The sequence below is a fragment of the Streptomyces sp. NPDC002701 genome, from assembly GCF_042889045.1.
GTDB lineage: Bacteria > Actinomycetota > Actinomycetes > Streptomycetales > Streptomycetaceae > Streptomyces.
This window is the reverse complement of record NZ_JBIAQL010000009.1, coordinates 240,843-256,581: the sequence shown is the minus strand read 5'-3', so window position 1 is coordinate 256,581 and position 15,739 is coordinate 240,843. Positions and strand designations below refer to the sequence as shown.

The following is a 15,739-nucleotide window of genomic DNA, read 5'->3' as shown; positions in this document are numbered from 1 at the left end:
AGACGCCGGACCGGCTGAACTACCCAGGGGCGCGGGGAACTGCGCGACCAGCCCCCACGCACCCGCAGACTGAATCCTCAGCCCGCGACCGACACAGACGGCTCCCCGGAGGGGATGCCGGCGGCCTCCATCTGCTCCGCGATCTTCATCGCTTCCTCGATCAGCGTTTCGACGATCTTCGATTCCGGGACCGTCTTGATGACCTCGCCCTTGACGAAGATCTGGCCCTTGCCGTTGCCGGAGGCGACGCCGAGGTCTGCCTCGCGGGCCTCGCCGGGGCCGTTCACGACGCAGCCCATGACCGCGACGCGCAGCGGGACCTCCATGCCCTCCAGGCCCGCCGTGACCTCCTCGGCCAGCTTGTAGACGTCGACCTGGGCGCGTCCGCAGGACGGGCAGGAGACGATCTCCAGGCGGCGCTGCTTGAGGTTCAGCGACTCCAGGATCTGCATGCCGACCTTGATCTCCTCGACCGGCGGGGCCGAGAGGGAGACGCGGATGGTGTCGCCGATGCCCTCGCTGAGCAGCGCCCCGAAGGCGACCGCCGACTTGATCGTGCCCTGGAAGGCCGGGCCGGCCTCGGTCACGCCGAGGTGGAGCGGGTAGTCGCAGGCGGCGGCGAGCTGGCGGTAGGCGTTGACCATGACGACCGGGTCGTTGTGCTTGACCGAGATCTTGATGTCCCGGAAGTCGTGCTCCTCGAAGAGCGACGCCTCCCACAGCGCCGACTCGACGAGCGCCTCGGGTGTCGCCTTGCCGTACTTCTGGAGCAGGCGCTTGTCGAGGGAGCCGGCGTTGACCCCGATGCGGATCGGCGTGCCGGTGTCCTTGGCGGCCCGCGCGATCTCCTTGACCTGGTCGTCGAACTGCTTGATGTTGCCGGGGTTCACGCGCACGGCGGCGCAGCCGGCGTCGATCGCGGCGAACACGTACTTCGGCTGGAAGTGGATGTCCGCGATGACAGGGATCTGCGACTTGCGGGCGATGGTGGCCAGCGCGTCCGCGTCGTCCTGTGTGGGGCACGCCACCCGCACGATCTGGCAGCCGGACGCGGTCAGTTCGGCGATCTGCTGGAGCGTGGCGCCGACGTCGGACGTACGCGTCGTCGTCATCGACTGCACCGAGACGGGCGCGTCTCCGCCCACTGCCACGGTTCCGACCTGGATCTTCCGGCTCTTGCGGCGCTCGGCGAGCTTGGTCGGAACGGACGGCATGCCGAGTGAAATCGCAGTCATCTGCTGTGCAACCCCAAGGTAAGGATTCGGTCGGTCCCGAAAGCTGACGGGCTCCAGTCATCGAGATTACGGCACCCCCGCAGGCGGGAGCACATTCCCCGGACACGACCATCCGATAAGGGACGGCCGGACACACATCGTGTCCGGCCGTCATGAACGGGGTATGACTAGGAGATTCTCACCGGGTTGACGACGTCCGCGATCAGCACCAGGATCGTGAAGCAGATGAAGATCCCGGCCACCACGTACGCGACGGGCATCAGCTTCGCCACGTCGAACGGGCCGGGGTCCGGGCGCCGCAGCACCTTCGCGGCGTTGCGCCGCAGCGACTCCCACAGGGCGCCCGCGATGTGCCCGCCGTCGAGGGGCAGCAGCGGGAGCATGTTGAACAGGAACAGGGAGAGGTTGAAGCCGGCGACGAGGAACAGCATCATCGCGATCTGGTTCTCCGGCGGGATGTCGAGGGTGAAGACCTCGCCGCCGACGCGCGCCGCACCGACCACGCCCATCGGGGAGTCCGCCTCGCGCTCGCCGTCGCCGAAGGCCGCGTCCCACAGGGCGGGGACCTTGGACGGCAGGGCGACCAGCGACTCGACGCCGTTCTGCATCATCTCGCCCATGCGGTCCACGGACTGCCCGAACGACTGCTGGACGATGCCGGAGGCGGGCGTGAAGCCGAGGAAGCCGGCGTACACGTACTTGCCCTCGACGTAGCCGCCGTCGCCGTCGGTCTTGCTGACCTGGTTGCGGATCAGGTGTGCGCCGAGGTCGAGCTGCTTGCCGTCGCGCTCGACGGTCAGGGTGACGTCCTTGCCCGGGTTGGCGCGGATGTCGGACTGGAGGGTCGACCAGTCGGTCACCTTCTCGCCGTTGAACGCGACGATCTTGTCACCGCCCCGGAGGCCGGCGGCCTTGGCGGGCGCGGGCGTGTCGCCCTTCTGGCACGCGGACCGGGACTCGCTCTGTTCGATGACGCAGTCGGAGACCTTGCCGACCGTGGTGGTCTGGGTCTGGACGCCGAAGGTCATCATCACGCCGAGGAAGATCGCGACGGCGAGGATCAGGTTCATGAAGGGGCCGGCGAACATCACGATGACGCGCTTCCACGGCTTGCGCGTGTAGAAGAGCCGCTTCTCGTCGCCGGGCTGCAGTTCCTCGAAGGACTGCGCCCTGGCGTCCTCGATCATGCCGCGCCACGGTGAGGTGGAGCGGGCCTCTATCCGGCCGTCGGGGCCGGGCGGGAACATGCCGATCATGCGGATGTAGCCGCCGAGCGGGATGGCCTTGACCCCGTACTCCGTCTCGCCCTTGCGGCGCGAGAAGATCGTCGGGCCGAAGCCGACCATGTACTGCGGCACGCGGATGCCGAACAGCTTGGCCGTGGAGAGATGTCCCAGCTCGTGCCAGGCGATCGAGAAGAGCAGGCCGACCGCGAAGACGACTATGCCGAGGATCATCATCAGGGTCGTCATGCACGGGCCTCCGCCGTTGTCATGGCTGTCGTGTGGGTTGTCGTCCGGGCTGTGGCCCGTGCTGTCAGTTCACGGGCCCGGGCGCGCGCCCAGGTCTCCGCTTCGAGGACGTCCGCGACGGTGAGCGAGGTTCCCGTACGGTGGGGGTCCCCCCGATCGGGCGAAGCCGGGGTCGGGGGAGTCCCGTGCTCGGCGACGACCTCCGTGACGGTCTCCATGATCCCGTTGAACGGCAGGGTGCCGTTCAGGAACGCGTCCACGCATTCTTCGTTGGCCGCATTGAACACCGCGGGGGCCGTGCCCGCGAGCTCCCCGACGTGCCGGGCGAGCCCGACCGACGGGAACGCGTCGTCGTCGAGGGGGAAGAACTCCCAGCTGGACGCCTTCGACCAGTCGAAGGCGGGGGCCGCGTCGGGGACGCGTTCGGGCCAGCCGAGACCGATGGCGATCGGTCCCCGCATGTCGGGGGGCGTCGCCTGGGCCATCGTCGATCCGTCCGTGAACTCCACCATCGAGTGGACATACGACTGCGGGTGCACGACCACCTCAATGCGGTCGAAGGGAATGTCGTAGAGGAGGTGCGCCTCGATGACTTCGAGTCCCTTGTTGACGAGGGTCGCCGAGTTGACGGTGATGACGGGACCCATGGCCCAGGTGGGGTGCGCGAGGGCGTCCTCCGGGGTGACGTCGGCCAGCTCGGCCTTCGTACGTCCTCTGAAGGGGCCGCCGGAGGCGGTGACGACCAGTTTGCGTACGTCGGCCCGGGTGCCCGAGGCCAGCGCCTGGAACAGGGCGGCGTGCTCGGAGTCGACGGGGATGATCTGTCCCGGCGCGGCCAGCGCCCGCACCAGGGGGCCGCCGACGATGAGCGACTCCTTGTTGGCGAGCGCGAGGGTGCGGCCCGCCTCAAGGGCGGCGAGGGTGGGGGCGAGCCCGATGGAGCCGGTGATGCCGTTCAGGACGGTGTGGCCGGCGGAGGCGGCGAGGTGGGTGGCGGCGTCCGCTCCGGCGAGTACCTCGGGAAGGGGCTCCCCGGGCCCGTAGCGCGCGGACAGGGCCGCACGCAGGGCCGGTACGGCGTCCTCGCGCGCCACGGCCACGGTCCGGACGCGGAGCCGGTGGGCCTGCTCGGCGAGCAGGCCCACCTTCCCGCCCGCCGCGGAGAGCCCGGTCACCCGGAACCGGCCGGGGTTGCGCAGCACGAGGTCGATGGCCTGGGTGCCGATCGATCCGGTGGAACCGAGGATCACGACATCCCGGCCTCCGTCCACGGGATCGAAGACGAGATGCGGATTGGCGAGGGGCGCTGGACGGTCACTCATCCCCCCATTGTTGCCGCAACGCCACGGCGAAGGGGACGGGGGCGCCCCCTGCGGTGCCCTGTCAGGGGCGCACGGGGCCCTCCGCGGGCGCCGGGCGCCTCCTGAGGGGCGCGGGGAACTGCGCGACAAACCCCCACCGGCCCGCGGTCGCCTCCTGACCCGCAAGCCCTCTACCTCTTGCGCTTGCGACGGCTCCGGGACTTGGCGGCGGCCCGGCGGGGCCGGGGTTTCGCGTCGGCCGCCCCCTCCGCCGAAGGCGCGGGCACGGCGTCGGCAGGCTCGAAGTCCCCTTCGACGACCCCCTCCGCCGTATCCAGCGTGGGCGCGCTGAAGTGCAGCCCGTCGGTGCGCCGACCGACCTCCAGACCCTCCTGACCGGCGGCCTTGCCGGACGCGTCCAGATTGAACACGTACCCGACCGACTCCTCCTTGATGGCGTCGTTCATGGCGACGAACATGTCGTAGCCCTCGCGCTCGTACTCGACGATCGGCTCCCGGCCGAGCGTCCAGCGCAGGCCGATGCCGTCGCGGAGGTAGTCCATCTCGTAGAGGTGCTCGCGCCATTTGCGGTCCAGGACCGACAGCACGACGAGCCGCTCCAGGTCGCGCAGGGTCTCCGCGCCGAGCTCGGCCTCGCGCTGCTCGTAGCGGGCGTGGATGTCGTCGATGACGGCGTCGGCGAGTCCGTCCGCGGTGAGGTCGGACCGGTCGCCCGCGGCGTCCTCCAGGTCCTCGACGGTGACGCCCACCGGGTAGAGCTGTTCGAAGGCGCTCCACAGCCGCTCCAGGTTCCACTCCTCGGGGAAGCCCTCGGCGGTCTCCACGGCGACGTACGCGCGGATGGTGTCGTCCATGAAGTGGAGGATCTGTTCGCGCAGGTCCTCCCCGGCCAGCACCCGGCGGCGTTCCGCGTAGATGAGGGTGCGCTGCCGGTTGAGCACCTCGTCGAACTTCAGCACGTCCTTGCGGGACTCGAAGTGCTGCTGCTCCAGTTGGGACTGGGCGGAGGCGATGGCCCGGGTGACCATCTTGTTCTCGATGGGGACGTCGTCGGGGACGTTCGCCATCGACATCACGCGGTCGACGACCTGGGCGCGGAACAGCCGCATCAGGTCGTCCTCCAGGGAGAGGTAGAAGCGGGAGGCGCCGGGGTCGCCCTGGCGGCCGGAGCGGCCGCGGAGCTGGTTGTCGATGCGGCGCGACTCGTGGCGCTCGGTGCCCAGGACGTACAGCCCGCCGAGTTCCTTCACCTCGCCGTGCTCGGCCGCGACGGACTCCTTGATCCGGGCGAGGGTCTCCCGGTGCTCGTCCGGGTTCTCCTCCGGTGTGAGGCCGCGCCGGTCCAGCTCCGCGAGCGCCATGGCCTCGGGGTTGCCGCCGAGCATGATGTCGGTGCCGCGGCCGGCCATGTTGGTGGCCACGGTGACCGCGCCCCGGCGGCCGGCCTGCGCCACGATCTGCGCCTCGCGCCGGTGGTTCTTCGCGTTGAGCACCTCGTGCCGGATACCGCGCCCGCGCAGGTGGGCGGCGAGGAGCTCGGACTTCTCGACGGAGGTGGTGCCGACCAGGACCGGCTGGCCCTTCTCGTGCTTGTCGGCGATGTCGTCGAGGATCGCCGTGTACTTGGCGTCGACGGTCCGGTAGATCTGGTCCGGGTCGTCGGCGCGGGCCATCGGCCGGTTGGTGGGGATCGGCACCACGTGGAGCTGGTAGATCTGGTGGAACTCGGCGGCCTCGGTCATGGCGGTGCCGGTCATCCCGCCGAGCTTCTCGTACAGGCGGAAGAAGTTCTGCAGGGTGATGGTGGCGAGGGTCTGGTTCTCGTCCTTGACCGTCACGCCCTCCTTCGCCTCGATGGCCTGGTGCAGGCCCTCGTTGTAGCGGCGGCCGGCGAGGATGCGGCCGGTGTGCTCGTCGACGATGAGGACCTCGCCGTCCACCACGACGTAGTCCTTGTCCCTCCTGAAGTGCTCCTTCGCCTTGAGCGCGTTGTTCAGGTGCCCGATGAGGGACGTGTGGTCGGACTCGTAGAGGCTGTCGATGCCGAGCTGGTCCTGGAGGAACTCGACTCCGCGGTCGAGGATCGCCACGGTGCGCTTCTTCTGGTCGTACTCGTAGTCGTGGGTGGCGCGCATGCCTGCGAGGCGCTCCTTGTCGGCCGGCGTGGTGAAGTTCTCGTCCTGGACGGCGACTCCGCGCATCCGGGTGACCATCCTGGCGAACGCCTCGTACCAGTGCGTGGGCCGGTCGGCCGGACCGGAGATGATCAGCGGGGTCCGCGCCTCGTCGATGAGGATCGAGTCGGCCTCGTCGACGATTGCGAAGTGGTGGCCGCGCTGGACGAGTTCGTCCCTGGACCAGGCCATGTTGTCGCGCAGGTAGTCGAAGCCGAACTCGGTGTTGGTGCCGTAGGTGATGTCGCAGGCGTACTGCGCGCGCCGCTCGGCCGGGGTCGACCCGGTCTTGATGACGCCCACGGACAGTCCGAGGAAGCGATAGGCACGGCCCATCCAGTCGGCGTCGCGCTGGGCGAGGTAGTCGTTGACGGTGACGAGGTGGACTCCTTTGCCGGTCAGGGCGTTCAGGTAGACCGGCAGGGTGGCCACCAGGGTCTTGCCCTCGCCGGTCTGCATCTCGGCGATGTTGCCGAGGTGGAGGGCCGCGCCGCCCATCAGCTGTACGTCGAAGTGGCGCATGCCGAGGGTGCGGCGGGCGGCTTCGCGCATGGCGGCGAACGCCTCCGGCAGCAGGTCGTCGAGGCTCTCCCCGGCCTCGTACCGCTCCTTGAACTCCGGGGTGAGCGCCTGGAGTTCCTCGTCGGTGAGCTGCTCGAACTCCGCTTCGAGGGAGCCGACCTGTTCGGCCGTGCGCTGCAGCCTGCGCAGCAGCCTTCCCTCGCCGGCCCGCATGATCCGGCCGGTGATGTTGTCGAGACCGAGTACCGGCACGGGAATCGCCCCCACGGAATGCCACGGTTCGCGTCCACGGGGAGTTCCACACTGTGGCGCGTGAATTGTCCCCGTTCGCCATCGCGCTCATTGTCGGCGCACGGTTTCCGTGCGGCAAGCAGCAGGACGGCGACGGGGACAGCAGTGCGTTCCTGGGGCGAAGGTCAGCGGATGGGGCGGTGGACGTTCTCCTTCCCGGACGCGCCGGGGGTGGCGTCGGCGATCCAGGGGCCCTCGCCCGACAGGTCGACGATCCCGTCCTCCAGCCAGGTGTAGGCGCCGCCGAGGACGCCCCTGACGACCTTGTGGTCCAGGTCGTCGGTGTTGGACCACAGGCGGCCGAAGAGCTCTTCTACCCGGACGCGGGACTGGCTGCAGAAGGCGTCCGCGAGCTGGTACGCCTCGCGGCCGTGCGCCTCCGTGGTGCGCAGCAGCTCGGCGCGCACACAGGTGGCGCTCATCGCGAACAGTTCGGCGCCGATGTCGACGATCCGGCCGAGGAAACCCTGCTTGGTCTCCATCCGGCCCTGCCAGCGGGACATGGCGTAGAAGGTGGACCGGGCGAGCTTGCGGGCGGAGCGCTCCACGTACCGGAGGTGGCCGGACAGGTCGACATGGCCCGCCGGGTGGAAGTCCGCGTAGGAGCGGGGCAGTTGGCCGGGGCCCGCGACGAGCTTGGGGAACCACTTGGCGTAGAAGACCCCGGCGTTCGCGCCCGCCCTCGCCTTGTCCTTGAGGGACTTGTCGGGGTCGATGAGGTCGCCGGCCACGGAGAGGTGCGCGTCGACGGCCTCCCGCGCGATCAGCAGGTGCATGATCTCCGTCGAGCCCTCGAAGATGCGGTTGATGCGCAGGTCGCGCAGCACCTGCTCGGCGGGGACGGCCCGTTCGCCGCGGGCGGCGAGCGAGTCGGCGGTCTCGAAGCCGCGGCCGCCGCGGATCTGGACCAGTTCGTCGGCCATCAGCCAGGCCATCTCGGAGCCGTACAGCTTGGCCAGGGCGGCTTCGATGCGGATGTCGTTGCGGTCCTCGTCGGCCATCTGGGACGACAGGTCGAGGACGGCCTCCAGGGCGAACGTGGTCGCCGCGATGAAGGAGATCTTCGCGCCCACGGCCTCGTGGTGGGCGACCGGCTTGCCCCACTGCTCCCGCACGGAGGACCACTCGCGGGCGATCTTCAGGCACCACTTGCCGGCGCCGACGCACATGGCGGGCAGCGAGAGCCGCCCGGTGTTGAGCGTGGTCAGGGCGATCTTCAGGCCGGCGCCCTCGGGGCCGATGCGGTTCGCGGCGGGTACCCGGACGCGGTGGAAGCGGGTGACGCCGTTCTCCAGGCCGCGCAGCCCCATGAACGCGTTGCGGTGCTCGACGGTGACGCCCTCGGCCGCGGCCTCCACGACGAACGCGGTGATGCCGCCCTTGTGCCCGTCGGACCTCGGCACCCGTGCCATCACCACCAGCAGGTCGGCGACCACGCCGTTGGTCGTCCAGAGCTTCACCCCGTCTAGGACGTACTCGTCCCCGTCCGGCACCGCGCTGGTGGCGAGCCGCGCCGGGTCGGAGCCCACGTCCGGCTCGGTGAGCAGGAAGGCGGAGATGTCGGTGCGGGCCAGGCGCGGCAGGAAGGCGTCCTTCTGCTCCTGGGTGCCGAAGATCTTCAGCGGCTGCGGTACGCCGATCGACTGGTGCGCGGAGAGCAGCGCGCCGAGCGCCGGGTTCGCCGAACCGACGAGGGCGAGCGCCTTGTTGTAGTAGACCTGCGTCAGACCGAGGCCGCCGTACTTCGTGTCGATCTTCATGCCGAGGGCGCCGAGCTCCTTGAGCCCGTTGATCACCTCGTCGGGGATCCGGGCCTCCCGCTCGATGAGCGCGGAGTCGATCTTGGTCTCGCAGAAGTCGCGCAGCCGGGCGAGGAACGCCTCACCACGGCGGGCGTCCTCGTCGGGGGGCATCGGGTGGGGATGGATCAGGTCGAGCCGGAAACGGCCGAGGAACAGCTCCTTGGCGAAGCTGGGTCTGCGCCAGTCCTGCTCCCGCGCGGCCTCGGCGACCTGACGGGCCTCACGTTCGGTGACAGCGGGCTGGGGGGGTGTTGCGGACAAGAGGCTCACCTCGCCGCGAATAGGGATCCTGGTCTGATACTTTCCAACACTTTCCGCATACTTACCGACCGGTGCTACTGGTCCGTATGTACCTGATTCCGACCCCACCCACCACCCCCGGCGCACCGTTCGGGGCACAGCAGGGCCGCCTGCCCAGGGGCGCGGGGAACTGCGCGCTCGACCCCCACCGAACCGGCACCCGCCACCCCACCCCGTCCCCCACCCCGGTGGGCACTCCCGGCACCGACGGAGTCGAAGCGCTTCGACAACCTATGGACACCCACCTCCCGTCAAGCTACTGTCGAGCCACCCACACTCCCCCTCACCCCCGACGCGCCCTGTCGAAGCGCTTCACACAAAGCTTGGAGAGCGGATGGTCACCCTCGCCGAGGTCGCCCAGCACGCCGGAGTCTCGGCGAGCACGGTGAGCTACGTCCTCAGCGGCAAGCGGTCCATCTCCGCGGGCACCAGGGAGCGGGTCGAACAGAGCATCCAGGTGCTCGGGTACCACCCGAACGCGGGAGCGCGGGCGCTGGCCAGCAACCGCTCCAACATCATCGCGCTGATGATCCCGCTCCGCACGGACATGTACGTACCCGTGATGATGGAGATCGCCATCGCGGTGACGACGTCCGCGCGCGCCCACGGGTACGACGTGCTGCTGCTCACCGGCGAGGAGGGCCCCGACGCCGTGCGCCGGGTCACCGGCAGCGGGCTCGCCGACGCGATGATCCTGATGGACGTCGAGCTGGACGACGAACGGCTGCCGCTGCTGCGGGACACCGAGCAGCCGTCCGTCCTCATCGGGCTCCCCGCCGACACCAGCGGCCTGACCTGCGTGGACCTGGACTTCGGTGCGACGGGTGCCCTGTGCGCCGAACACCTCGCGACGCTCGGACACCGTGACATCGCTGTCATCGGTGAGGCACCGGCGGTGTACGAGCGGCACACGGGGTTCGCCGAGCGCACGCTCGACGGACTCAGGACCCGCTCGCGCGAGCTCGGCCTGCGGGTGCTGCACCGCCCGTGCGAGGGCGGCTTCGACGCCATGTCCCTGACCCTGGCGCGGGTCTTCGACGAGCGCCCCGGCACCACCGGCTTCGTCGTGCAGAACGAGTCCGCGGTCGAGCCGCTGCTCGCGCTGCTGCGCCGGCAGGGCCGGGCCGTGCCCGAGGACGTGTCGGTGATCGCGATCTGCCCGGACCAGGTCGCCGTCCAGGCGTCGGTGCGGCTGACCTCGGTCGCCATCCCCGCCCAGGAGATGGGCCGCAACGCGGTGGAGCACCTGATCGCCAAGCTAGCGGGGCGCGGCGAGGACGAGGTCGTCCTCATCGCGCCCGAGCTGACGGTCCGGGCGAGCACGGGCCCGGCCCCGGCCACCCCCTGACCGGCCGTACCCGGGCCGCCCGTACCCGGGCGCCGGCCGCTCCCCGACCGGCCGCACCGCCGAGCACCACACCGCACCGCACCGACCGGCACCGCCCCGCACGTATGCCGTCGGGTCCTGTCGCCACTCCTTCCTCCAGGAGCACCCCGTATGAATCAGCCTGCCGAGATCCAGCCCGGGCCGACCGGACAGCCGGGACAGTCCGGCTCCGGTTCCGCCGGTCTCGCCCAGTCCTCCCCCACCGTCGGCACGTTCCGCGAGCGCGGCGGCGCGCTGGAGTGGAGCGGCCGCCAGGAGACCGTACGCGTCGAGCCGTGGGGCCCGGACGCCATCCGGGTGAGGGCCAGGCTCGGCGGGCCCGTCCTGGAGGGCCTGCCCGCGGCCGTGCTCGACGAGCCGCCCGCCGCCGGCGCCACCACCCTCAAGATCGAGGGCGGGCGGGGCCTGCTGACCGTCGGCGCGCTGACCGTGGAGATCGACACCGAGGGGCTGGTCCGCTTCGTCCGCACCGACGACGGGAGCGAACTCCTCGCCGAGGAACGCGCCCACTTCTGGTGGCCGGGCCCGCGTCTGCACACCTCCGTCGGCAACGGGTACCACCGGCTGGAGCAGCGCTTCGCGGCGTACGAGGGCGAGAAGCTGTACGGCCTGGGGCAGCACCAGCACGGCCTGCTCGACCAGAAGGGCGCCGTCCTCGACCTGGTGCAGCGCAACGCCGAGGCGAGCGTCCCGGTCCTCACGTCCAGCCGCGGCTACACCTTCCTGTGGAACAGCCCGGCGATCGGCCGCGTCGAGCTCGCGGGCAACGGCACGCGCTGGGTGGCGGACTCGGCGCGGCAGATCGACTACTGGATCACGGCGGGTCGGCCGGCCGACGCGCAGCGCCGGTACAGCGCGGTGACCGGCCGTACGCCGATGCTGCCCGAGTGGGCGGCCGGCTTCTGGCAGTGCAAGCTGCGCTACCGCACCCAGGAGGAACTCCTCTCTGTGGCCCGGGAGTACAGGCGCCGCGGCCTGCCCATCGACGTCATCGTCTGCGACTTCTTCCACTGGACGCACCTGGGCGACTGGAAGTTCGACCCCGCGGAGTGGCCGGACCCGGCGGCGATGCAGCGGGAGCTCACGGAGCTCGGCATCAAGCTCGTCGTGTCCGTCTGGCCGTCCGTCTCCCCGCTCTCCGAGAACCACCGGCTCATGGAGCAGCGCGGCTGGTTCATCGGCACGCAGTACGGCCCCATGGCGCACGCCGACTGGCCGGACAAGGAGGTCGCCTCCACCGTCCAGGTCGCCTTCTACGACGCGACGAACCCCGGGGCCCGCGCGTTCCTCTGGTCGAAGATCAAGGACAACTACCTGGAGCCGTACGGGATCACGTCCTTCTGGCTGGACGCCTGCGAGCCGGAGCTGAAGCCTGGCTTCCAGGAGAACCTGCGTTACTGGGCGGGCCCCGGCCTCGAAGTGGGCAACATGTATCCGCGCGAGAACGCCCGCGCCTTTCACGAGGGCATGCTGGCGGCCGGCGAGACCGAGGTCGTCACCCTCAACCGCTCGGCGTGGGCGGGCAGTCAGCGCTACGGCGCCGCGCTGTGGTCCGGCGACATCGGCACCGACTTCGCGACCCTGCGCCGCCAGATAGCGGCGGGCCTGAACACCTCGCTGTCCGGCATCCCCTGGTGGAACACCGACATCGGCGGCTTCCACGGCGGCGACCCGGACGATCCGGCGTACCGCGAGGTGATGATCCGCTGGTTCCAGTTCGGCGCGCTGTCCCCGCTGATGCGGCTGCACGGTTTCCGCGACCCGGGCACCCCGCTCGGTCCGGAGATGACGGGCGGCCCGAACGAGGTGTGGTCGTACGGTGAGGTGGCCGGGCCGATCCTGGAGAAGTACCTCCACCTGCGTGAGCGTCTGAAGCCGTACGTGCTGGCGGTGATGCGTGAGGCCCACGAGGAGGGGCTGCCGGTGATGCGGCCGCTGTTCCTGGAGTTCCCCGAGGACCAGGCGGCCTGGTCGGTGGACGACGCGTACCTCTTCGGCCGGGACCTGCTGGTCGCGCCGGTGCTCACGGCGGGGGCGACGGTCCGTACGGCGTACCTCCCGGCGGGCGCGCGGTGGACGGACGCGTGGACCGGCGAGTCGTACCGCGGCGGCGCGGCCGTGACCGTCGACGCCCCGCTGGACCGCATCCCGCTGTTCCTGCGGGACGACGCGCGGCTGCCCGTGGTGGAGTAGCCGCCGGGGCACGACGCCGGTGCGGCCGGCTCCCCGGAGGGGGCCGGCCGCACGGTCACCTGCGCCGCGGGTGGCTCAACTGCTGCTGACGGTCAGGTTGTTGGTGACGAAGTCCAGACCACCGGACGAGGACGTGATCTCGTAGCCGAACTGGACGTCGCCGATGGTCTCGTTGCCCATCCAGCCCTTGGTGTCCTTGATCCACTTCAGGATCGGCAGGATGCCGACGGTGCCGGAGTTCGAGTCCGAGGTGCGCAGGAACGAGAAGACCTCGTTGGCCCCGTTGCTGCCCTTGTAGACGGACCAGGTGTGGCCGCCGAGGGTGACGTTGCCCTGTGCGGTGCCGAGCGGACCGACGGCCCCGTTGTAGTTGACCCAGAGCATGATCTCGTAGTCGTAGTCGGTGTCCCAGATGTCGTACGAGGTGTTGTACGCGCCGCCCGACGGGACCGTGACGTCGTAGCTGCTGGACAGCGAGCCGATCGCGGTGATCGGCTTGTTGATCACCTTCTTGGAGTTGGGGTACGACTTGATGCCGCCGGTGCCGGGGTGGTTGGCCCAGACGCCCCAGTTGGTGCCGGAGTTGGCCCAGACGCACTGGCTGCCGGCGCCGGAGCCCCAGATGTTGTTGTAGAGCGTGTAGCCGTTCAGGGTCGTGTTGCCCCACTGGTCGCAGGTGTTCCAGACCGCGGCGGAGGCGGGGGCGGAGGCCAGGCCGACGGTGGCGCCGAGGGCGAGCGTGGGGGCCAGCAGGGCCTTGGTGACCCTGTTCATCAAGCGTGTTGCCATGGTGTCCCTTCCATGGGTGGGGGGATGTGGGGGGGGTGGATGTGCGGTGCGTCCGCCGCGGCCCCGGGGTGAGGCCGCGGCCCTCTCCGGCGCGCGGGGGAGTGCCGCCGCGCTCCGGAGGGAGTGGTGGGCCGGGGTTCCGGCCGGCCGGGCGAGGGGTGCCGTCGGCACCGGTGCCGACGCTCATGGAGCGAGCACCGCCACCCCGTACCGGCCCAGTTCGAGCGAGTCCGTCACCGGCCGGCCCCCGAGCAGGTCCCGGTACGTCCCGGGCACCGCCACCGTGACCGGTTCACGTCCGTGGTTGAGGACGAAGAGCAGGTCGCCCCGGCGTACGGCCTCGACCCGCGCGGGCAGCCCGTCGAGCACCGGGCGCACCCCGGCCTCCGCGGCGACGCCCGCCAGCAGCGCGCGCAGCGCGTCGGGTTCGGGCAGGGTGGACACATACCAGGCGCGCTCCCTGCGCAGCACGGCGGGCAGTCCGTCGAGTTCGCCGCCCTTGTAGCGGGAATGCGTCTCGGCGTCCCCGGCCTCGATCTCCTCCGACCACAGCGTGCCGCGGAAGCCCTCGCACTCGGTGTGCTCGCCGGGATCGAGCGGCCACCACTCGTGCAGGACGCGGATGCCGAAGAGCTCCCGCAGCCGCGCGTCCATGCCGCCGGGCCGCACCCGGTCGTCCTCGTCCGCGATCCCGGTGAGGAAGCCGCAGACCAGGGTGCCCCCGCCCCGTACGTACGCGACGAGGCCGTCGATCGCGGTGTCGGTGAGCAGGTAGAGCTGCGGCACGACGACCAGCCGGTACCCGGACAGGTCGTGCTCGGGGTGCGCGAAGTCCGTGGTGACGTGGGACTCCCACAGGGCGCGGTGCCAGGCCCGCAGGACCCGCGGGAGGTCGACCTCGCGGGAGGGCCGGCCGTCCTGTGCCCCCGCCCACCAGGCGTTCCACTCGTGGAGGACGGCCACCTCGGCGGACGAGTGGCGGCCGGTCACCTCCGCTCCGATGCGCGCGAGTTCGGCGCCGAGCTGTCGCACCTCCTGGTACGTGCGGCCCTGCTCCCCCGCGTGGCCGACCATGCCCGAGTGGAACTTCTCCGCGCCCTGCCGGGACTGCCGCCACTGGAAGTAGCAGACGGCGTCCGCTCCCCGGGCGACGGCCTGGAGGGACCAGAGCCGGTTGAGGCCGCGCGGTTTGGGGTGGTTCACGCCACGCCAGTTCACGGGACCCGCGGCCTGCTCCATCAGCATCCACGGCCCGCGGGCCTGGGAGCGGGTCAGGTCCTGGACGAGCGCGCCGTCCTGTGCGCCGAAGGGGTCGCGCGGGTCCGGGTAGAGGTCGACGGAGACGACGTCCTCCTGCCGCGCCCACGTCCAGGCGTCCTGGCCCGCCCACAGCGGCATGAAGTTGGTGGTCACGGGGATGCCCGGGGAGTGCCGCCGGACGATGTCCCGTTCGGCGGCGTAACACTCCAGGAGCATGTCGGACGTGTAGCGCTTGAAGTCGAGCACCTGGGTGGGGTTGTTCAGGTAGTGGGCGTGGCGGGGCGGCAGGATCTCCTGCCAGTCGCCGTAGCCCTGGCTCCAGAAGGCGGTGCCCCAGGCCGTGTTGAGCGCGTCGAGTGTGCCGTACCTGTCCTGGAGCCAGCGGCGGAAGGTGCCGGCCGCCTCGTCGCCCCAGTCGTAGGTGCAGTACTCGTTGTTGATGTGCCACATCGTGAGCGCGGGGTGGCTTCCGTAGCGGGCGGCCAGGTCCTCGGTGATGGCGGCGGCGTAGCGGCGGTAGGTGGCGCTGGAGTGCGAGAAGTGCTGCCGGCCGCCCCACCACTCGGTGCGGCCGTCCTCGTCGCGGGGCAGTGTGTCCGGGTGGAGCCGGCCCATCCAGGGCGGGGGCGAGGAGGTCGGTGTGGCGAGGACGACCCCGATGCCGTTCTCGTGCACGAGCTCCATCAGCCGGTCCAGCCAACCGAACTCCCGCACACCCGGGCGGGGTTCGAGCTTCGCCCAGGAGAAGACCCCGAGGGTGACGGAGTTGACGCCGGCCTCCCGCATGAGGCGTACGTCCTCGTGCCAGGTCTCCCCGGGCCACTGCTCGGGGTTGTAGTCACCCCCGAAGAGGATCCGGCCGCGGGTGGCATCGGCCAGCCCGGGCCGCCCGTCCCCACCGGTCGCGCTCATGACACACCTCGTTCCGTCGGGGGGCGCCCCGTCAGGGGCGCGGGGAACTGCGCGGCCGGCCACGAGGAACCCGCAGCCGG

At 70.7% G+C, this 15,739-nt stretch carries 9 protein-coding genes; 2 read left to right on the top strand and 7 right to left on the bottom strand.

Annotated features, from left to right (window positions below; genetic code table 11):
• Nucleotides 1-77: 77 nt before the first annotated feature.
• The 5 genes from ispG to ACFYXC_RS24660 form a co-directional block, all read right to left on the bottom strand.
• Nucleotides 78-1,235: a flavodoxin-dependent (E)-4-hydroxy-3-methylbut-2-enyl-diphosphate synthase gene (ispG, locus tag ACFYXC_RS24680; protein ID WP_388911440.1), complete on the bottom strand. Its 1,158-nt coding sequence runs from the start codon at nucleotides 1,233-1,235 to the stop codon at nucleotides 78-80.
• A 167-nt stretch (nucleotides 1,236-1,402) separates the two neighbouring features.
• Nucleotides 1,403-2,707 carry a M50 family metallopeptidase gene (locus tag ACFYXC_RS24675; protein WP_388911437.1) on the bottom strand — a complete coding sequence of 435 codons (1,305 nt, stop codon included), beginning with the start codon at nucleotides 2,705-2,707 and terminating at the stop codon, nucleotides 1,403-1,405.
• Nucleotides 2,704-4,029, bottom strand: coding sequence for a 1-deoxy-D-xylulose-5-phosphate reductoisomerase (gene dxr, locus ACFYXC_RS24670; RefSeq protein ID WP_389554062.1), 1,326 nt, complete (start codon nucleotides 4,027-4,029; stop codon nucleotides 2,704-2,706). The genes ACFYXC_RS24675 and dxr overlap by 4 nt, the downstream gene beginning before the upstream one ends.
• Before the next feature lie 170 nt (nucleotides 4,030-4,199).
• Nucleotides 4,200-6,938 (bottom strand): preprotein translocase subunit SecA, encoded by a 2,739-nt coding sequence (gene secA / locus ACFYXC_RS24665; RefSeq protein WP_389554084.1) that lies wholly within the window; start codon nucleotides 6,936-6,938, stop codon nucleotides 4,200-4,202.
• A 203-nt stretch (nucleotides 6,939-7,141) separates the two neighbouring features.
• Nucleotides 7,142-9,088, bottom strand: a complete 1,947-nt coding sequence (locus ACFYXC_RS24660; protein WP_389554061.1) for an acyl-CoA dehydrogenase family protein — start codon at nucleotides 9,086-9,088, stop codon at nucleotides 7,142-7,144.
• Between the two features lie 364 nt (nucleotides 9,089-9,452).
• Between ACFYXC_RS24660 and ACFYXC_RS24655 the strand changes: the two genes are divergently transcribed.
• Both ACFYXC_RS24655 and ACFYXC_RS24650 read left to right on the top strand, forming a co-directional pair.
• Nucleotides 9,453-10,466, top strand: coding sequence for a LacI family DNA-binding transcriptional regulator (locus ACFYXC_RS24655; RefSeq protein ID WP_388911427.1), 1,014 nt, complete (start codon nucleotides 9,453-9,455; stop codon nucleotides 10,464-10,466).
• 150 nt (nucleotides 10,467-10,616) lie between these two features.
• Entirely contained in the window at nucleotides 10,617-12,698 is a 2,082-nt protein-coding gene (locus ACFYXC_RS24650; RefSeq protein WP_389554060.1) for a TIM-barrel domain-containing protein, read from the top strand.
• Between the two features lie 75 nt (nucleotides 12,699-12,773).
• Here ACFYXC_RS24650 and ACFYXC_RS24645 read toward each other — a convergent pair whose 3' ends face one another.
• Nucleotides 12,774-13,487, bottom strand: a complete 714-nt coding sequence (locus ACFYXC_RS24645; protein ID WP_389554059.1) for a hypothetical protein — start codon at nucleotides 13,485-13,487, stop codon at nucleotides 12,774-12,776.
• A 183-nt stretch (nucleotides 13,488-13,670) separates the two neighbouring features.
• On the bottom strand, nucleotides 13,671-15,659 hold the full coding sequence (locus tag ACFYXC_RS24640) for a beta-galactosidase (protein ID WP_389554058.1): 1,989 nt from the start codon (nucleotides 15,657-15,659) through the stop codon (nucleotides 13,671-13,673).
• Nucleotides 15,660-15,739 lie beyond the last annotated feature (80 nt).